Source organism: Staphylococcus massiliensis (assembly GCF_043186315.1).
Lineage (GTDB): Bacteria > Bacillota > Bacilli > Staphylococcales > Staphylococcaceae > Staphylococcus > Staphylococcus massiliensis.
In genome coordinates this window covers 234,091-255,300 of record NZ_CP171119.1, presented here as the reverse complement: position 1 = coordinate 255,300, position 21,210 = coordinate 234,091, and the positions used below count along the sequence as shown (strand labels likewise).

The window sequence follows — 21,210 nt, the reverse complement described above, 5'->3', positions numbered from 1 at the left end:
CATAGCAATTTATGATATCCTACCGAGGCTAAATTGACTTGAACGTGATAAGATTCAAGCACTTTTTGCCGCGGGTAAAAAGTGCTTTTTTATTGTAAAAAATCAATAAAAAGCACCAATTAAAATTTAAATTATGGAGGTGTCTAAATGTCTGCAATTATTGAAGCTAAAAAACAACAAGTCTCAACAATCAAAGAACAACTTGAAGCATCAGTTTCAACAGTTATCGTTAACTACCGTGGTTTAACTGTTGCTGAAGTAACAGACTTACGTAAACAATTACGTGAAGCTGGCGTTGAGTACAAAGTATACAAAAATACTATGCTTCGCCGTGCAGCTGAAGAAGCTGGACTTGAAGGTTTAAATGAACACTTCACAGGTCCTACAGCTGTAGCATTCTCTACAGAAGATGTTGTAGCACCAGCTAAAGTAATCGCTGGATTCGCTAAAGAACACGACGCAATTGAAGTTAAAGCCGGCATTATGGATGGTAAACTTATCTCAGCTGAGGAAGTTAACACAGTTGGTACATTACCATCTCACGAAGGTCTTGTTTCAATGCTATTATCAGTATTACAAGCACCAATGCGCAACTTCGCTTATGCAGTTAAAGCAGTTGGAGAAGAGAAAGAAAAATCAGAAGAAAGTGCTGAATAATCGACGCACTTACGCGATATCATAAAAAATATTTAAAAAATGGAGGAATATAAAATGGCAAATCATGAACAAATCATTGAGTCAATTAAAGAAATGTCAGTATTAGAATTAAACGATTTAGTTAAAGCAATTGAAGAAGAATTTGGTGTAACTGCAGCAGCTCCAGTAGCAGCAGCAGGTGCAGCAGGCGGCGGCGAAGCAGCTGAGAAAACAGAATTCGACGTAGAATTAACTTCAGCTGGTTCATCTAAGATCAAAGTTGTTAAAGCAGTTAAAGAAGCTACTGGTTTAGGTCTTAAAGACGCTAAAGCAATGGTAGACGAAGCTCCAAAAGTAATCAAAGAAGGATTACCAAAAGAAGAAGCTGAAAAACTTAAAGAACAATTAGAAGAAGTAGGCGCAACTGTAGAATTAAAATAATTCTTTGATAAATGAAAAAAGGGACTGGGATAATACTTGTTATTACCCAGTCTTTTTTATTTTCTAAAGGTGAGGTGTGGTTATGAGCCATTATTATGATAAAACACCAGAGGTAAAGAGCGACGAGCAAGTTTTCACGTATCATTATCAAAATCATCGCTTAGCGCTTACGACTGACGCAGGTGTCTTTTCAAAAGGTAAAATTGATTTCGGATCAGACTTATTAGTTCGAACTTTTTTAAAGCATCACCCAGTTGGCAAGAAGAAAACGATTCTTGATGTAGGGTGCGGCTATGGACCTATTGGGCTTATGTTGGCAAAGGTTGCGCCGCATGATGACGTTACTCTAGTAGATGTGAACGCGCGTGCTTTAGCATTAACAACTAAGAATATCGAAGCTAATGATATCTCAAATGCTTCAGTAAAAGAAAGTGATGGTTTAAGTGAAGTTGAAGACGATACGTATGACTTTATCTTAACCAATCCACCGATTCGTGCCGGAAAAGATGTCGTTCATGGCATTTTAGAAGGTGCCAAAGATAAGTTGAAAGCAAACGGCAAATTATTAGTCGTGATTCAAAAGAAACAAGGTATGGCTTCTGCAAAAAAGAAAATGGACGCAGTATTTTCAAATGTGGAAGTTTTAGCTAAAAATAAAGGTTACTATATTTTATCAAGTGATAAGTGTTGATTTTCAAAACTTTCTCTGATAGAATTATAGAATGTAAAAATTTATGTTCAATAAGTGTGTACTTTTACGTATTTCGTGGTGATTATAACAATAATAATAGACGATAATAGAAAATGGTGTCATCAAAATGTGCTGCCGTTTTCTTTTTGTCTAAGCACCTTTATAAATACTTTAAGTACGTGCACAATTTTTGAGGGGTGAATCTGTTTGGCAGGCCAAAATGTCCAATATGGAAGACATCGTAAACGTAGAAATTATGCGAGAATTTCAGAAGTATTAGAACTACCTAACTTAATAGAGATTCAAACGAAATCTTATGAATGGTTCTTAAAAGAAGGTCTTTTAGATATGTTCCGAGATATCTCTCCTATCGAAGACTTTACAGGAAACTTATCATTAGAATTCGTTGATTATAGATTAGGTGAACCTAAATACGATTTAGAAGAATCTAAAAACCGCGATGCAACTTACGCAGCGCCTCTTCGTGTGAAAGTTCGTTTAATCATTAAAGAAACTGGCGAAGTTAAAGATCAAGAAGTATTTATGGGTGATTTCCCATTAATGACAGATACAGGTACATTCGTTATTAATGGTGCTGAACGTGTTATCGTATCACAACTTGTACGTTCACCATCCGTTTACTTCAACGAAAAATTAGATAAAAACGGTCGTACAAACTACGATGCAACAGTGATTCCTAACCGTGGTGCATGGTTAGAATACGAAACTGATGCGAAAGACGTAGTATATGTACGTATTGATAGAACAAGAAAGTTACCATTAACAGTATTATTACGTGCTTTAGGTTATTCATCTGACCAAGAGATCATTGATTTAATCGGTGATAATGAATACCTACGTAACACGCTTGAAAAGGACAATACTGAAAATACAGATCAAGCTTTACTTGAAATTTATGAACGTTTACGTCCAGGTGAACCACCAACACTTGAAAATGCTAAGAGTTTATTATACTCACGTTTCTTCGATTCAAAACGTTATGATTTAGCTAGTGTTGGTCGTTACAAAGCTAACAAGAAACTTCACCTAAAACACCGTTTATTCAATCAAAAATTAGCTGAACCTATCGTTGATTCAGAAACTGGTGAAATTGTAGCAGAAGAAGGTACTGTACTAGACCGTCGTAAATTAGACGAAATCATGGAAGTACTTGAATCTACTGCGAACACTGAAGTTTATGAATTAGAAGGTAGTATTGTAGATGAACCGGTAGAAGTTCAATCTATTAAAGTATATGTACCAAATGATGATGAAGAAAAAACAACGACTGTAATTGGTAATGCATTCCCTGATTCAGAAGTAAAATGTATTACGCCAGCAGATATCGTTGCGTCAATGTCTTACTTCTTCAACTTACTACACGGCATTGGCTACACAGATGACATCGACCATTTAGGTAACCGTCGTTTACGTTCTGTAGGTGAATTACTACAAAACCAATTCCGTATCGGTTTATCAAGAATGGAACGTGTCGTACGTGAAAGAATGTCAATCCAAGATACAGATTCGATCACACCACAACAACTTATTAATATCCGTCCAGTAATTGCTTCTATCAAAGAATTCTTTGGTAGCTCTCAATTATCTCAATTCATGGACCAAGCAAACCCACTTGCAGAGTTAACGCACAAACGTCGTTTATCTGCCCTTGGACCTGGTGGTTTAACGCGTGAACGTGCTCAAATGGAAGTACGTGACGTTCACTATTCTCACTATGGTCGTATGTGCCCAATCGAAACACCAGAGGGTCCAAACATTGGTCTGATTAACTCACTATCAAGTTATGCACGCGTAAATGAATTTGGTTTCATTGAAACACCTTATCGTAAAGTAGATATCGAAAGAAACGCGATTACTGAGCAAATCGACTACTTAACAGCTGACGAAGAAGATAGCTATGTAGTTGCCCAAGCGAACTCTCGTTTAGACGAAGAAGGTCGTTTCTTAGACGACGAAGTTGTATGTCGTTTCCGTGGTAACAATACAACAATGGATAAAGAGAAAATGGATTACATGGACGTATCACCTAAACAGGTTGTTTCTGCAGCGACAGCATGTATCCCATTCATCGAAAACGATGACTCTAACCGTGCGTTAATGGGTGCAAACATGCAACGTCAAGCAGTACCTTTAATGAATCCAGAATCTCCATTCGTTGGTACAGGTATGGAACACGTAGCAGCTCGTGACTCAGGTGCAGCAGTCATTGCGCGTCACAGAGGTCGTGTTGAACATGTTCAATCTAACGAAGTATTAGTACGTCGTTTAATCGAAGAAGACGGCAAAGAATATGAAGGCGAACTTGATCGCTATCCATTAGCTAAGTTCAAGCGTTCAAACTCTGGTACTTGTTACAACCAACGTCCTATCATTGCTGAAGGCGACGTTGTAACTAAAGGCGAAATTCTTGCAGACGGTCCATCAATGGAACTTGGTGAAATGGCACTAGGTCGAAATGTAGTTGTTGGTTTCATGACATGGGAAGGTTACAACTACGAGGATGCTGTAATCATGAGCGAACGTCTTGTTAAAGACGACGTTTACACTTCTATTCACATTGAAGAATATGAATCAGAAGCTCGTGATACGAAGCTTGGACCCGAAGAAATTACGCGTGACATTCCTAACGTTTCTGAAAATGCCCTTAAGAACTTAGACGATCGCGGTATCGTTTATGTTGGTGCTGAGGTTAAAGATGGTGACATTTTAGTAGGTAAAGTTACGCCTAAAGGTGTTACTGAATTAACTGCAGAAGAACGTTTATTACACGCTATCTTCGGTGAAAAAGCACGTGAAGTTCGCGATACGTCATTACGTGTACCACACGGTGCAGGCGGTATCGTATTAGATGTTAAGGTATTTAATCGTGAAGAAGGCGATGATTCGTTATCTCCAGGTGTTAACCAATTAGTACGTGTCTACATCGTTCAAAAACGTAAAATTCACGTAGGGGATAAGATGTGTGGTCGTCACGGTAACAAAGGTGTTATTTCTAAGATCGTTCCTGAAGAAGATATGCCTTACTTACCAGATGGACGTCCAATCGACATCATGTTAAACCCACTAGGTGTACCATCTCGTATGAACATCGGACAAGTACTTGAATTACACTTAGGTATGGCAGCTAAATATCTAGGTATTCACGTTGCTTCTCCAGTATTCGATGGTGCGAACGATGAAGACGTATGGTCTACAATTGAAGAAGCTGGTATGGCACGCGATGGTAAAACAGTTCTTTATGATGGTAGAACTGGTGAACCATTCGATAACCGTATTTCAGTTGGTGTTATGTACATGCTTAAACTTGCTCACATGGTTGATGACAAGTTACACGCGCGTTCAACTGGTCCATACTCACTCGTTACGCAACAACCACTTGGTGGTAAAGCACAATTCGGTGGTCAACGTTTCGGTGAAATGGAGGTATGGGCACTTGAAGCATACGGTGCTGCATACACACTTCAAGAAATCTTAACGTACAAATCAGACGACACTGTCGGACGTGTTAAAACTTATGAATCAATCGTTAAAGGTGAGAACATCTCTAAACCAAGTGTTCCAGAATCTTTCCGAGTGCTTATGAAAGAATTACAAAGTTTAGGATTAGATGTTAAAGTTATGGATGAAAGTGACAATGAAATTGAAATGCGTGACCTTGAAGAAGATGAAATTCAAGATCGCAAAGTCAATTTACAACAATCTAGCATCCCAGAATCACAAAAAGAAATCACTGATTAATAGAAGTTAAGTAAATCAAGCTAAAGAAGAAGAAAAGGGTGCCTTTTCTCTTCTTTTCGGCTTATGTATTAGATATCGTTTAAACGTTGTGAATCAATCAAATAGCATAGCTAATTTAAACTGAAGGAGGTAGGCTCCTTGATTGATGTAAATAATTTCCATTACATGAAAATAGGACTCGCTTCACCTGAAAAGATTCGTTCTTGGTCATATGGTGAGGTTAAGAAACCAGAAACAATTAATTATCGTACTTTAAAGCCAGAAAAAGACGGTTTATTCTGTGAGAGAATTTTCGGACCTACGAAAGACTGGGAATGTAGTTGTGGTAAATACAAACGTGTACGCTACAAAGGTATGGTTTGTGACAGATGTGGTGTTGAAGTAACTAAATCAAAAGTTCGTCGTGAACGCATGGGTCACATTGAACTTGCTGCACCTGTTTCACACATTTGGTATTTCAAAGGTATCCCAAGTCGTATGGGTCTATTACTTGATATGTCACCTAGAGCTTTAGAAGAAGTTATTTATTTTGCTTCTTATGTTGTTGTAGATCCAGGTCCAACTGGTCTTGAAAAGAAAACATTATTAACTGAAGCTGAATTCCGTGATTATTATGATAAATTCCCTGGTCAATTCACTGCTAAAATGGGTGCTGAAGGTATCCGCGACTTATTAGATGAAATTGACTTAGATGTTGAATTAAAGGATTTACGTGATGAGTTAGAATCTGCTACAGGTCAACGTTTAACTCGTGCGATCAAGCGTTTAGAAGTTGTTGAATCATTTAGAAATTCAGGTAACAACCCTGCTTGGATGATTTTAGACGTACTTCCAATCATTCCACCAGAAATTCGTCCAATGGTTCAATTAGATGGTGGACGTTTTGCAACAAGTGACCTTAACGACTTATATCGTCGTGTAATCAACCGTAACAACCGTTTAAAACGTTTATTAGACCTTGGTGCTCCTGGCATCATCGTTCAAAACGAAAAACGTATGTTACAAGAAGCAGTAGATGCTTTAATTGATAACGGTCGTCGTGGTCGTCCAGTAACTGGTCCAGGTAACCGACCATTAAAATCTTTATCTCATATGTTAAAAGGTAAACAAGGTCGTTTCCGTCAAAACTTACTTGGTAAACGTGTTGACTACTCAGGTCGTTCTGTAATCGCTGTAGGTCCTAACCTTAAAATGTACCAATGTGGTTTACCAAAAGAAATGGCAATTGAGCTTTTCAAACCGTTCGTAATGAAAGAACTTGTTAAACGTGAAATTGCTACAAATATTAAAAACGCTAAAAGTAAAATTGAGCGTACTGAAGATGAAGTATGGGACGTTTTAGAAGACGTAATCAAAGAACACCCAGTACTTCTTAACCGTGCACCAACGCTTCACAGACTTGGTATCCAAGCGTTCGAACCTACACTAGTTGAAGGTCGCGCTATCCGTCTTCACCCATTAGCATGTACAGCTTATAACGCTGACTTCGATGGTGACCAAATGGCGGTTCACGTACCATTATCAAAAGAAGCGCAAGCTGAAGCACGTATCTTAATGTTAGCAGCCCAAAACATCCTTAACCCTAAAGATGGTAAACCAGTTGTTACACCATCTCAGGATATGGTACTTGGTAACTACTACTTAACATTAGAACGTAGCGATGCTGTTAATACTGGTCGTATCTTTAATGATACTAATGAAGTATTAAAAGCTTACTCTAAGGGTTATGTACACTTACATTCAAGAATTGGTGTTCATGCATCATCATTCAATAACCCTACATTTACTGAAGAACAAAACAAGAAGATCTTAACAACAACTGTTGGTAAAGTTATCTTCAATGAAATCATTCCAGATTCATTTGCTTATATCAATGAACCTTCAGACGAAAACTTAGAACACGCTACACCTGATAAGTACTTTGTTTCAGCAAGTGAATTAGGAGAAGGCGGCTTAAAAGCTTACTTCGATGAACAAGAGCTAATTTCACCATTCAACAAGAAATTCTTAGGTAAAATTATCGCAGAAGTCTTCAATCGATTCAGCATTACAGATACTTCTATGATGCTTGACTTAATGAAAGACTTAGGATTTAAGTTCTCTTCTAAAGCAGGTATTACTGTTGGTGTATCAGACATCACAGTACTACCAGATAAGAAAGAAATCCTTGATAAATCTGAAGAATTAGTTGAACGTGTTCAAAAACAATTTAACCGTGGTTTATTAACTGAATCAGAACGTTATAACGCGGTTGTTGAAATTTGGACAGAAGCTAAAGATCAAATTCAAAGTGAATTAATGGATACACTTGAGAAAACAAACCCAATCTACATGATGAGTGACTCAGGTGCCCGTGGTAACGCATCTAACTTTACTCAACTTGCCGGTATGCGTGGTTTAATGGCCGCTCCATCTGGTAAGATTATCGAGTTACCTATCACTTCATCATTCCGTGAAGGTTTAACAGTATTAGAGTACTTCATTTCTACTCACGGTGCGCGTAAAGGTCTAGCCGATACAGCACTTAAGACTGCCGATTCTGGTTACTTAACACGTCGTCTTGTTGACGTAGCACAAGATGTTATCGTGCGTGAAGAAGATTGTGGTACAGACCGTGGTTTACTTGTTTCAGACATTAAAGAAGGTACTGAAATGATCGAACCATTCATCGAACGTATTGAAGGTCGTTATTCTAAAGAAACAGTTCGTCACCCAGAAACAAACGACATCATCTTACGTCCTAACGAACTTATTACACCAGAACTTGCTAAACAAGTAACAGATGCAGGTATTGAAGAAATTTATATCCGTTCAGCATTTACTTGTAACACGCGTCATGGTGTATGTGAAAGATGTTATGGTAAGAACCTTGCAACTGGTGAAAAGGTTGAAGTGGGTGAAGCAGTTGGTACAATTGCCGCTCAATCAATCGGTGAACCAGGTACACAGCTTACAATGCGTACATTCCACACAGGTGGGGTAGCAGGTAGCGATATCACACAAGGTCTTCCACGTATCCAAGAGATCTTCGAAGCGCGTAATCCTAAAGGTCAAGCTGTAATCACTGAAATTGAAGGTGTTATCGAAGACATCTCAATCGGCAAAGATCGTCAACAAGAAATTGTTGTTAAAGGCGCTAACGAAACAAGATCTTACCTTGCAAATGGTACATCACGTCTTAAAGTTGAAGTTGGTCAATCAGTAGAACGTGGTGAAGTATTAACTGAAGGTTCAATTGAACCTAAACACTTCTTATCAGTAGCTGGTTTAAATGCAACTGAAAGCTACTTACTCAAAGAGGTACAAAAAGTTTACCGTATGCAAGGTGTTGAAATCGACGATAAACACGTCGAAGTAATGGTACGTCAAATGTTACGTAAAGTACGTATCATCGAAGCTGGAGACACTAAATTATTACCAGGTTCATTAGTAGACATCCACAAGTTTACTGATGCTAACCGTGAAGCATTCAAAGGCCGTAAACGCCCAGCGACTGCTAAGCCGGTATTACTTGGTATTACGAAAGCTTCTCTTGAAACAGAAAGCTTCTTATCTGCAGCATCATTCCAAGAAACTACACGTGTCCTTACAGATGCAGCAATCAAAGGTAAACGTGATGACTTACTTGGACTTAAAGAAAACGTTATTATTGGTAAGTTAATTCCAGCTGGTACTGGTATGAGACGCTATAGTGACGTTGACTTTGAACGCGAAAGTGTCCAACCAGAAACACCAGAAGACATGGTAATCGAATAATGATCAATAGGTCCAAAGGGATTTAGAATTCAAATTTCAATTCCAAAGCTCCCTTTGGGCTTTCTTTTTTTAAAATATAGGCAGAAATTCGTATTAAAAAGTTGACTTTTGAAAAGAAAAGGTGTTAATATATTAAAGGTGTGATGCAAGCAAGAACTTTGGAGGATATGTGAAATGTCTAATGAAAAAGTTACACGCTTTAATAACAAGCAACACGTTGTTGGTTTGAAGGAGACGATGAAAGCACTTGAACGAGATCAAGTAACATCATTGATTATTGCCAAAGATGTGAATGTTCATCTCTTGTCTTTCGTGTTGAGCATTGCCATACAACAAAATATACCGATTTCATATTCTGAGAGTAAACAAACACTTGGAAATGAAGCAGGTATCAATGTAAGTGCAATTGTAGTTGCATTCTTAAAATGAGACTTAGTGAGGAAACTTACTAAATTTTATTTTACCCTAAAAATGAACCACCTGGATGTGTGGGATTAAGAAATGAAGAGAGGAGGACATTTAAATGCCTACTATTAACCAATTAGTACGTAAACCAAGAAAAAGCAAATCAAAGAAATCAGACTCACCAGCTTTAAATAGAGGTTTCAACAGTCAAAAGAAACAATTTACTAAATTAAATTCTCCACAAAAACGTGGTGTTTGTACTCGTGTAGGTACAATGACACCTAAGAAACCTAACTCTGCGTTACGTAAATATGCACGTGTGCGTTTATCAAACAACATTGAAATCAACGCATACATCCCTGGTATCGGTCACAACTTACAAGAACACAGTGTTGTACTTGTACGTGGTGGACGTGTAAAAGACTTACCTGGTGTGCGTTACCATATCGTACGTGGTGCTTTAGATACTGCAGGTGTTGATGGACGTATGCAAGGACGTTCATTATACGGTACTAAAAAACCTAAGAAATAAAGTTAAGACTTTGTAAAGTTTCGCTTTTTAAAATGACTGAAAGTTAATCAATATACTATAATAGGAAGGGAGGACTTTAATTATGCCTCGTAAAGGATCAGTACCTAAAAGAGATGTATTACCAGATCCAATTCACAACTCTAAGTTAGTGACTAAATTAATCAACAAAATTATGTTAGATGGTAAACGTGGGACAGCTCAAAGAATTCTTTATTCAGCATTCGACCTAGTTGAACAACGTAGTGGTCGTGATGCTATGGAAGTATTCGATGAAGCAATCAACAACATTATGCCAGTACTAGAAGTTAAAGCTCGTCGTGTTGGGGGTTCTAACTACCAAGTACCTGTAGAAGTACGTCCAGAACGTCGTACTACTTTAGGTTTACGTTGGTTAGTGAACTATGCCCGTCTTCGTGGTGAAAAAACGATGGAAGATCGTTTAGCTAACGAAATCTTAGACGCTGCTAACAACACTGGTGGTGCAGTTAAGAAACGTGAGGATACTCACCGTATGGCTGAAGCGAACAAAGCATTCGCACACTACCGCTGGTAATATGATGGTTTGCACCCTGAGCATGTTCCGAAATATCTACAACAATTTTGGAATGGTAATGCTTAGGGCAAAGCCATATCCACATGTTTTTTAATCCTATATTTTGGAAGGAGAAAGAATACCCATGGGAAGAGATTTTTCTTTGAAACACACTCGTAACCTCGGTATCATGGCGCACATTGATGCTGGGAAAACAACTACGACTGAACGTATTCTTTATTACACTGGACGTATCCACAAAATTGGTGAAACACACGAAGGTGCTTCACAAATGGACTGGATGGAACAAGAACAAGATCGCGGTATCACAATCACTTCAGCTGCAACAACTGCTGAGTGGGATGGCCACCGTGTAAACATCATCGATACACCAGGACACGTAGACTTCACTGTAGAAGTTGAACGTTCTTTACGTGTACTTGATGGTGCGGTAACAGTACTTGATGCGCAATCAGGTGTTGAACCACAAACTGAAACAGTATGGCGTCAAGCAACAACTTACGGCGTACCTCGTATCGTATTCGTTAACAAAATGGATAAATTAGGTGCAGACTTCGATTACTCAGTTAGCACTTTAAAAGACCGTTTAAATGCGAACGCGAAACCAATTCAACTACCAATCGGTTCAGAAGACGATTTCAAAGCAATCATTGACTTAGTTGAAATGAAATGTTTCCAATATAACAATGACTTAGGAACTGAGATTGAAGAAATTGAAATTCCAGATAGTCATAAAGAACGTGCTCAAGAAGCACGTGAAGAATTAATCGAAGCAGTTGCTGAAACTAACGATGAATTAATGGAAAAAGTTCTTGAAGATGAAGAAATTTCTATTGATGAATTAAAAGCTGCTATCCGTAAAGCAACTACTGATGTTGAATTCTTCCCAGTACTTTGCGGTACTGCATTCAAAAACAAAGGTGTTCAATTAATGCTTAACGCTGTAATTGATTACCTTCCATCTCCGTTAGACGTAAGAGCTATCGTTGGTCATCGTTCTGAAAACCCAGACGAAGAAGTTATCGCTAAAGCTGATGACGACGCTGAATTCGCTGCGTTAGCATTCAAAGTTATGACTGACCCTTACGTTGGTAAATTAACATTCTTCCGTGTGTACTCAGGTACTTTATCTGCTGGTTCATACGTTAAGAACTCAACTAAAAACAAACGTGAACGTGTAGGTCGTTTATTACAAATGCACGCTAACTCACGTCAAGAAATCAATACAGTATACTCTGGTGATATCGCTGCAGCTGTAGGTCTTAAAGAGACTGGTACTGGTGATACTTTATGTGGTGAAAAGAACGATATCATCCTTGAATCAATGGAATTCCCAGAGCCTGTAATTCACTTATCAGTTGAGCCTAAATCTAAAGCTGACCAAGATAAAATGACTCAAGCTTTAGTTAAATTACAAGAAGAAGATCCAACGTTCAAAGCGCACACTGACGATGAAACTGGACAAGTTATCATCGGTGGTATGGGTGAATTACACCTTGATATCTTAGTTGACCGTATGAAGAAAGAATTCAACGTTGAATGTAACGTAGGTGCTCCAATGGTATCTTACCGTGAAACATTCAAAAAAGGCGGCAAAGTTCAAGGTAAATTCTCTCGTCAATCAGGTGGTCGTGGTCAATACGGTGATGTTCACATTGACTTCCAACCAAATGAAACTGGCGGCGGATTTGAATTCAAAAACTCTATCGTTGGTGGTGTAGTTCCTCGTGAATACATCCCTTCAGTAGAAGCTGGTCTTAAAGATGCAATGGAAAACGGTGTATTAGCTGGTTATCCATTAATCGACGTTAAAGCTGAATTATTCGATGGTTCTTACCACGATGTCGATTCATCTGAAATGGCCTTCAAAATTGCAGCTTCATTAGCGCTTAAAGAAGCAGCTAAAACATGTGAACCTGTAATCTTAGAACCAATGATGAAAGTTACAATCGAAATGCCTGAAGAGTACATGGGTGACATCATGGGTGACGTTACTGCACGTCGTGGACGCGTAGATGGTATGGAACCACGCGGTAACGCTCAAGTTGTTAACGCATTCGTACCACTTTCAGAAATGTTCGGTTATGCAACTAACTTACGTTCTAATACTCAAGGTCGCGGTACTTACACAATGTACTTCGATCACTATGCAGAAGTTCCAAAATCAGTAGCTGAAGAAATCATTAAGAAAAACAAAGGTGAATAATTTAAGGTTAAACCTTGAATAAATTCATCTACTATCCACAATTGTGCGATAAGTTTGATATTATTGATTTTTTAAGGCAAATGATTTATAAATGTAATAAAGATTATTTCTCATGAAGGTGAGTAACTTTCATGAGAGATATTACAAATTTAATTTTCTAAATTGAAGAGGAGAGATTTCATAATGGCTAAAGAAAAATTCGATCGTTCAAAAGAACATGCCAATATTGGTACAATTGGTCACGTTGACCATGGTAAAACAACTTTAACAGCTGCTATCGCAACTGTATTAGCAAAAAATGGTGACACTGTAGCACAATCATACGACATGATTGACAACGCTCCAGAAGAAAAAGAACGTGGTATTACTATCAATACTGCACACATCGAGTACCAAACTGACAAACGTCACTATGCGCACGTTGACTGCCCAGGACACGCTGACTATGTTAAGAACATGATCACCGGTGCTGCTCAAATGGACGGCGGTATCTTAGTTGTATCTGCAGCTGACGGTCCAATGCCACAAACTCGTGAGCACATCCTTTTATCACGTAACGTTGGTGTACCAGCATTAGTTGTATTCTTAAACAAAGTTGACCAAGTTGACGACGAAGAATTATTAGAATTAGTTGAAATGGAAGTTCGTGACTTATTAAGCGAATATGACTTCCCAGGTGACGATGTACCTGTAATCGCTGGTTCAGCATTAAAAGCTTTAGAAGGCGACGAAAAATTCGAAGAAAAAATCTTAGAATTAATGCAAGCAGTTGATGACTTCATCCCAACTCCAGACCGTGACTCTGATAAACCATTCATGATGCCAGTTGAGGACGTATTCTCAATCACTGGTCGTGGTACTGTTGCTACAGGCCGTGTTGAACGTGGTCAAATCAAAGTCGGTGAAGAAGTTGAAATCATCGGTCTTGCTGAAGAATCAAGCAAAACAACTGTTACAGGTGTAGAAATGTTCCGTAAGTTATTAGACTACGCTGAAGCTGGTGACAATATCGGTGCTTTATTACGTGGTGTTGCACGTGAAGACGTTAACCGTGGTCAAGTATTAGCTGCTCCTGGTTCAATCACACCTCACACTAAATTCAAATCAGAAGTATACGTATTATCAAAAGACGAAGGTGGTCGTCATACACCATTCTTCTCTAACTACCGTCCACAATTCTATTTCCGTACTACTGACGTAACTGGTGTTATCCAATTACCAGAAGGTACAGAAATGGTTATGCCTGGCGATAACGTTGAAATGGAAGTTGAATTAATTTCTAAAATCGCTATCGAAGACGGTACTCGTTTCTCAATCCGTGAAGGTGGACGTACTGTAGGTTCAGGCGTTGTTACTGAAATCATCGAGTAATCCAAAATATAGATTAAAGCAACTCCCTTAATTGGGAGTTGTTTTTTTTATACATAATCGAATTTCGAAAATACATATGAAAAAGAGGAGAAGATTATGAGCAATAACAGAGATAAAAATAGCTCATTTAACTACGTCATTCCTGTTTGTATGCTTATAGGTACTATTTTAGGTATATTGATCGGTATCTTATTGTTTCCTATAGAATATATCGTTTTTCCAATTGCTATATTTTCCGCTATAGGTTATTTAATTAGTTTATTTATTATGGTTTTTAGTAGGAGATAGTAAATGCAAGAGTAGGCTAAGTGATGTAAGGATATATGAATCATTTGGCGTTCAAATCTTTATTTGGGAATTGTTTTTTGATTTCTATTGGCTGGCACATTTTTATCTTTAGGCGGTTTCTTAATACTAATAATGATTGAATGTCCCTTTTTTACGTGCTATATAGGAACAATAATGAAATATCAATAGACCTAGGGTCAGATATATTGCAGAATGAACGATGAGCATTATGAGGTGTGTAATATGAAGGTTTTCGTTTAACAAATCCTTTATATTTATAATGCCCCATGTAATTGGTAATATTTTAGAGAAAACATCTAATAATGGTGGTAATGTTTTGTCTGTAAGAAGTAAGCCTGTGAAGAATAGAAAGATATAGTTCAATATAACTGATATTGCTGATATACGTTTGAAAATAATCGACAACCCGGCAAGGATAAATGAGAAGCCATAAATACCTATCATTGTCATAATAAGAATTATAATGAGTCTTAAGTCAAACAATTGTCGTAAATCATGTAATTGAAAGGGTATGTTTGAACCTAACATAGTGATGACTATCATAGTTAGAGATGATAAAATGACGCCCCCAATAGCATCGAACACGAAAGATCCAATTGCACGGCCGAGTAGCATTTGAGATAAACGCGTTTGAGTTAGGTAAATTTGCTCTAAGGTACCGAGTTGCATTTCTTCTTGTAATATAAAGGAAAATATAGCAATCGCATTAATACCGATATACCAGATGAATATTCCAATCACTAATTGTAACAACATGTTTTGAGTCGTTGTGGTCGTTGATACAATAGTAAATGTTAATCCAACAAATAATATTAGGTAAGAAATGATTTCAGATATGGAATCAATGTAGTACCTTTTAAACATGCCTCTAAACTTATAAAATTCTGCTATGAAAACGTCCATCATGGTGTATCCCTCATAACTTCTTTAAAGATATCTCTTAAAGATTTTTCAACTTTGTAAATGTCTTTAGTTCTAATAGTATTTTTTTCTAAATAATGTAACGCGTTTGGTAAATCATCCATACATACACGGAAATGATAATCATCGACGAATATAAAGTAGGGAAGTACGTAATTTGATATCGGCACTGTCGTTTCGATCTCAACATAATTTTGATTATTATATTGCTTCAATAAAGCATGTTTCGTATCTGAAAAACATATCTTACCCTCACGTAGTATCAGGATGTTATCTCCAATTTGTTCCACGATCTCCATCTGATGCGTTGTTAAGATAATTGTTTTACCTGATGCGACTAATGTAACTAAGTAACTCAGTAATTCATCCGTCGATTGTACATCTAAACCTAAAGTAGGTTCATCTAATATTAGGACTTCAGGTTCTTTGATAAGTAATATTGCTAAAGCTACCTTTTGCTGCATCCCTCTAGATAATTGACTCACATAGCTATCTTTTTTATCGTTTAAATTAAGTTGATTCAATACGATTTTAATACGATGCTCAAGGATGTGCTTCTTAATACGGTTCAATTTTCCAAAGTAAAATAAGTTGTCATACACAGTTAAGTAATAATAAATATTACGCTCACCTTCTAAAATGCATCCAATATTTTTAATATCGGTATCAATACGAATGCTACCATTGTCAGGTATAACGAGATTGACGATGCATTTCATTAGTGTTGATTTACCAGCACCATTTTCACCGAGTAAACATGTGATCTGGTTGCGTTTAATCTCTAAATCCAGGTTTTCGAAAACAAGTGTTTGTCCGTAATGCTTAGTTAATTGATGTATTTGAATTATTGGTGTCATAGTATCACCTGTTTCTTAAATGAAAGTCGTCAATTACAGGACAAACTTTATTGAATGAAGAATAGTTTTTAGTTAATTCATGATTCCACTTTTTATAATCATTCATATTAGGTAAATTAGTCTTCCTCTAATTGTTAGTCTGAGTGTAATAATACATGTGTGCTAAAGTCAAGTATATTTCTGATTTATCATATAAAATACATAATTATTATCTTTCTTAACTTAAGGTATACTAAAAAATTCGATTAATCCTCTCATATTAGGACTAATCGAATTAAACTTCTACAACACTTTTTCTACTTCAAGAATCTTCATAAACATACTTACCGCATATTTCATCGCGGATTCATCAATATCAAATTTAGGACTATGATGCGGCCACGTGCTTTCTTTTTGAGCATTGCCACAACCTGTAAGGAAGAAGGCACCAGGGCGTACATGTAAATAGTGTGAGAAATCCTCACCAACCATCATTAGATCAGCATCCTGATATCTGAAGTTTAGTTCATTCGCAGCAGTCTTAATCTTTTCATAAGGGGCCTCATGGTTATAAACAGGTAAATACCCTTTATCATACTCAAATTCATAAGTAATATCGTTCGCAAGCGCTAAGCCTTGAAGCAACTTATCCATCTTGTGATAAACATGTTGCTGTGTTTCTGGGCTAAACGTTCGCATGGTACCCCTAAGCGTTGCTTTATCAGGAATCACATTATCTGCGTCCCCAGCATGAATACTTCCAAATGAAATGACTGCCTCAGTAACAGGATCTAGCGTTCTTGAAACGATTTTTTGAGCGCTTAATACAAACTCAGCTAAGATCACAATAGGATCAATCGTTTCATGAGGTTTCGCGCCATGCCCGCCTTTTCCATGAAGTGTGATATTAAACTCATCAGGAGAAGCCATCATCGCGCCGTTTCGCGTGTGAATCGTGCCAGTTGGATAACCACTCCACAAATGATTGCCGTAAATGCGGTCAACGCCTTCTAAACAGTTATCTTGAATCATTTCAGTTGCGCCACCAGGATTCAGTTCCTCCCCATATTGGAATATGAGTACCACATTCCCTTTAAGTTGAGCTTTATGTTCATGCAGTAAGCGTGCGACGATTAACAATATCGCGGTATGACCGTCGTGACCACATGCATGCATCACGCCAGGCACCTTAGATTTATACGACGTTTCTTTCATATCTTGAATCGGTAACGCATCGAAATCTGCTCGAAAGGCAATCGTAGGACCGTCTCCATGTCCTTTAATCGTGGCAGTAATCCCATTCTTGCCTACGCGAGGATTTATTTCAAAGTCGAGTTTCCTAAGTTCTTGTAGGATGAAGTGGTGTGTGTGCACTTCTTGAAAAGACAATTCAGGATACTGATGCAAATAGCGTCGTATCTCAATCATATCTGCTTCATAATTTCTTGCTAGTTGAAACCAATCTTTCAATGTTACTCACTCTTTCGCTATGACTTTTAATGTTACGTATAATTGTAGCGTCAAATGCCTTAGCTTTCCACCCTATGAAAAATATTGTATGATAGATATGAGAAAAATAATACGAGGGGGATTTAAAGTGGTTCAAACACTTCAAAGCTTTTTAGACGAGAATATCCAATACCTTAAGGATAACGGTCTATACAACGAAATAGATATTATTGAAGGTGCGAATGGTCCTGAAATCACAATCGACGGCAAAAAGTACATCAACTTATCATCAAACAACTACTTAGGTCTAGCTACAGACGAAGACTTAAAGAAAGTGGCTAAAGAAGCAATCGATACGCACGGTGTAGGTGCTGGTGCAGTACGTCCTATCAACGGTACATTAGATCTTCACGAAGAATTAGAACAAACTTTAGCTAAATTCAAAGGTACTGAAGCAGCAGTTGCTTACCAATCAGGTTTCAACTGTAACATGGCTGCTATTTCAGCTGTAATGAATAAAAACGATGCAATCCTATCAGACGAGCTTAACCATGCCTCTATTATCGATGGTTGCCGCTTATCAAAAGCCAAAATCATCCGCGTTAAACACTCTGACATGGAAGATTTACGTGCTAAAGCTAAAGAAGCTGTAGAATCAGGTGAATACAACAAAGTTATGTACATCACAGACGGTGTATTCTCTATGGACGGTGACGTAGCTAAATTACCTGAAATCGTTGAAATCGCTGAAGAATTCGGTTTATTAACTTACGTTGACGATGCCCACGGTTCAGGTGTTATGGGTAAAGGTGCAGGAACAGTTAAACACTTTGGTCTACAAGATAAAATCGACTTCCAAATGGGTACATTATCAAAAGCAATCGGTGTAGTAGGTGGTTATGTTGCAGGTACTCAATCACTTATCGATTGGTTAAAATCTCAATCACGTCCATTCTTATTCTCAACTTCACTAGCGCCTGGTGATACAAAAGCAATCACTAAAGCAGTTGAGAAATTAATGGAATCAACTGAATTACACGACAAGTTATGGGATAACGGTAACTATCTTAAAAAAGGCCTTAAAGAATTAGGCTTTGATATTGGTGATTCTGAAACACCAATCACTCCAGTTATCATTGGTGATGAGAAGAAAACACAAGAATTCAGTAGCCGCTTAAAAGACGAAGGTTTATACGTTAAATCAATCGTATTCCCAACGGTTCCAAGAGGTACAGGTCGTGTAAGAAATATGCCAACAGCAGCTCATACTAAAGAAATGCTAGACGAAGCACTTAAAGTATACGAAAAAGTTGGTAAGGAATTAGAAATTATTAAATAAGATATTGATTTATAATGAGCCAACCAAGATCATGTGCGATCTTGGTTGGTTTCTTATTTGGATAGAGCGGAAACCATAGGCCAGGCCTATGGTTTTTTTATTTGGATTTAAGTAAACACTTTTATCGGAGCCGTTACGCGAAAGAAATATGAAACAATCGCATAAGGGAGCCGTTACGCGAAAGAAATATGAAACAATCGCATAAGGGAGCCGTTACGTGAAAGAAAATAAAAACAATCGCATAACGGCGTCATTACACGAAAGAAAATAAAAACAATCGCATAACGGCGTCGTTACACTAAAGAAATCAAAAACAATCGCATAAGGAGTCCAGATACTCACCCCGGTACCCCTCAAACAGCCCATTACCACCTGATTCCTCGTCCACCTGAAGCTACCTACAATCAATCGAACAAAGGGCTTTCTCCCGTACCGGACGTCTACCCATTCCAACTCGTTCTGTATGCTCTGAGTATACAAATTGACCTAATTTTGATAAAATTAAGTAAATAAAGAAATAATGTACGTCAGAGAAATACAACGCACATTCCATGGCGTACATTCAATGGGGAGTTTTGAATATGAAGAGAATTATGATTACAGGTGCTTTAGGACAAATTGGTACGGAATTAGTAACGAAATGTCGTAAGATCTACGGTAATGATAATGTACTTGCGACAGATATTAGAGAGCCAGAAGCGGACTCTGTCATTAAAGAAGGTCCTTTTGAAATCCTAGACGTAACGGACATGGACAAAATGAAAGAACTTGCCAAATCTTTTGAAGCTGACACAATGATGCACATGGCAGCTTTATTATCAGCTACAGCTGAGAAGAAACCACTACTTGCTTGGGAGTTAAACATGGGTGGTTTACTAAACGCGCTTGAGACAGCACGTGAATTCAACATGCAATTCTTTACACCAAGTTCAATTGGTGCATTTGGTCCAACTACGCCTAAGAACAATACACCTCAAGAAACAATCCAACGTCCTACAACAATGTACGGTGTAAACAAAGTTAGTGGCGAATTATTATGTGATTACTACTTCGAAAAATTCAATGTAGACACAAGAAGTGTACGTTTCCCTGGATTAATCTCATACATTAAAGAGCCAGGCGGCGGTACGACAGACTACGCTTGTGAAATTTACTTCGAAGCGGTTCGTAATGGTAAATATTCAAGCTACATCGACAAAGGTACGTTTATGGATATGATGTTCATGGACGATGCAATCGACGCAATTATTAAACTTATGGAAGCGGACGGCGGTAAACTTATTCACCGTAACGCTTATAACTTAAGTGGTATGAGTATCGAACCTGAAATGGTTAAAGAAGCGATTCAAGAACACATGCCTAACTTTGAACTCGACTATGACGTAGACCCAGACCGTCAAGCGATTGCGGATAGTTGGCCAAACGCGATTGACGTGAGCTGTGCAAGAGGCGAGTGGGGCTTTGATCCTAAATACAACTTAGAAGAAATGACGAAAGTAATGTTAGACGCTATCAAAGAGAAAGAAAGTAAATAAGCGAGTTATGAAATACTGGGCTGAGACACTAAGCATGTCTCAGTCCTTTTCTAATAAGGGACGCTCACCAAAGATATGAAACGAAACTTTGCATTCTTTTAAGATCGTGATAGTTTCCCTTTTTTAAAAGGCAAGCCTGATGGACACTCGTAACTTTGCATCAAGATAGGGTTCCCTTTTTTAAAAGACAAGCCTGATGGACACTCGCAACTTTGCATCAAAATGGGCCTCCATTATAAAGAGACAAGTACGATAACTACTCAAGACTCTACTATATGAGACATCGAGATAAAGCCCTTATTTTTAAAGAAAAGCACATCCTCAAACCAATACTTTTCAGAACTTAAAATTCGGGTACAGATGAATAGAGTCACTTTAGCTTAAAGGGTAGAAGCAGTGAATACATAAATTTTATGAATTTTTTGAAAATTCGTTGATGGTTGTAAACTTCACTGTTATACTTTTATATAT

At 37.8% G+C, this 21,210-nt stretch carries 15 protein-coding genes and 1 other annotated feature (1 of these 16 only partly in view); of the genes, 12 read left to right on the top strand and 3 right to left on the bottom strand.

Annotated elements, in window-relative coordinates; all coding sequences use genetic code 11:
• Positions 1-100: a sequence feature (ribosomal protein L10 leader region), on the top strand; it begins 53 nt to the left of the window's first position.
• A gap of 47 nt (positions 101-147) precedes the next feature.
• From rplJ to tuf, 10 genes are all read left to right on the top strand, one after another.
• On the top strand, positions 148-657 hold the full coding sequence (rplJ, locus tag ACF3N8_RS01165) for a 50S ribosomal protein L10 (protein ID WP_009383842.1): 510 nt from the start codon (positions 148-150) through the stop codon (positions 655-657).
• Positions 658-711: 54 nt separating this feature from the next.
• Positions 712-1,077, top strand: coding sequence for a 50S ribosomal protein L7/L12 (rplL, locus tag ACF3N8_RS01160; RefSeq protein ID WP_009383843.1), 366 nt, complete (start codon positions 712-714; stop codon positions 1,075-1,077).
• Between the two features lie 82 nt (positions 1,078-1,159).
• On the top strand, positions 1,160-1,768 hold the full coding sequence (locus ACF3N8_RS01155; protein WP_009383844.1) for a class I SAM-dependent methyltransferase: 609 nt from the start codon (positions 1,160-1,162) through the stop codon (positions 1,766-1,768).
• 207 nt (positions 1,769-1,975) lie between these two features.
• Entirely contained in the window at positions 1,976-5,527 is a 3,552-nt protein-coding gene (rpoB, locus tag ACF3N8_RS01150) for a DNA-directed RNA polymerase subunit beta (RefSeq protein WP_009383845.1), read from the top strand.
• A gap of 165 nt (positions 5,528-5,692) precedes the next feature.
• Entirely contained in the window at positions 5,693-9,283 is a 3,591-nt protein-coding gene (rpoC, locus tag ACF3N8_RS01145; RefSeq protein ID WP_238101934.1) for a DNA-directed RNA polymerase subunit beta', read from the top strand.
• Positions 9,284-9,457: 174 nt separating this feature from the next.
• Entirely contained in the window at positions 9,458-9,712 is a 255-nt protein-coding gene (locus ACF3N8_RS01140) for a ribosomal L7Ae/L30e/S12e/Gadd45 family protein (RefSeq protein ID WP_009383847.1), read from the top strand.
• Positions 9,713-9,806: 94 nt separating this feature from the next.
• Entirely contained in the window at positions 9,807-10,220 is a 414-nt protein-coding gene (gene rpsL, locus ACF3N8_RS01135; protein WP_009383848.1) for a 30S ribosomal protein S12, read from the top strand.
• A gap of 82 nt (positions 10,221-10,302) precedes the next feature.
• The gene (gene rpsG / locus ACF3N8_RS01130) at positions 10,303-10,773 is read left to right on the top strand and encodes a 30S ribosomal protein S7 (RefSeq protein WP_009383849.1); all 471 of its coding nucleotides are present in this window, start codon (positions 10,303-10,305) and stop codon (positions 10,771-10,773) included.
• Between the two features lie 124 nt (positions 10,774-10,897).
• The gene (gene fusA, locus ACF3N8_RS01125; RefSeq protein ID WP_238093918.1) at positions 10,898-12,979 is read left to right on the top strand and encodes an elongation factor G; all 2,082 of its coding nucleotides are present in this window, start codon (positions 10,898-10,900) and stop codon (positions 12,977-12,979) included.
• Positions 12,980-13,162: 183 nt separating this feature from the next.
• Complete coding sequence (tuf, locus tag ACF3N8_RS01120; RefSeq protein WP_009383851.1) at positions 13,163-14,350, top strand: elongation factor Tu; 1,188 nt, start codon at positions 13,163-13,165, stop codon at positions 14,348-14,350.
• Between the two features lie 414 nt (positions 14,351-14,764).
• Here the strand turns inward: tuf and ACF3N8_RS01115 are convergent, their stop codons facing one another.
• From ACF3N8_RS01115 to ACF3N8_RS01105, 3 genes are all read right to left on the bottom strand, one after another.
• Complete coding sequence (locus ACF3N8_RS01115; protein ID WP_238101916.1) at positions 14,765-15,565, bottom strand: ABC transporter permease; 801 nt, start codon at positions 15,563-15,565, stop codon at positions 14,765-14,767.
• Positions 15,562-16,437 carry an ABC transporter ATP-binding protein gene (locus tag ACF3N8_RS01110; RefSeq protein WP_009383854.1) on the bottom strand — a complete coding sequence of 292 codons (876 nt, stop codon included), beginning with the start codon at positions 16,435-16,437 and terminating at the stop codon, positions 15,562-15,564. Before ACF3N8_RS01110 ends, ACF3N8_RS01115 begins: the two co-directional genes overlap by 4 nt.
• Before the next feature lie 282 nt (positions 16,438-16,719).
• Positions 16,720-17,886, bottom strand: a complete 1,167-nt coding sequence (locus tag ACF3N8_RS01105; RefSeq protein ID WP_238101917.1) for a M20 family metallopeptidase — start codon at positions 17,884-17,886, stop codon at positions 16,720-16,722.
• 127 nt (positions 17,887-18,013) lie between these two features.
• Here ACF3N8_RS01105 and ACF3N8_RS01100 point away from each other — a divergent pair, with 127 nt between their 5' ends.
• Complete coding sequence (locus tag ACF3N8_RS01100; RefSeq protein ID WP_238093916.1) at positions 18,014-19,204, top strand: glycine C-acetyltransferase; 1,191 nt, start codon at positions 18,014-18,016, stop codon at positions 19,202-19,204.
• Positions 19,205-19,785: 581 nt separating this feature from the next.
• Positions 19,786-20,739, top strand: coding sequence for an NAD-dependent epimerase/dehydratase family protein (locus tag ACF3N8_RS01095; RefSeq protein ID WP_009383857.1), 954 nt, complete (start codon positions 19,786-19,788; stop codon positions 20,737-20,739).
• The last annotated feature ends 471 nt before the right edge of the window (positions 20,740-21,210 follow it).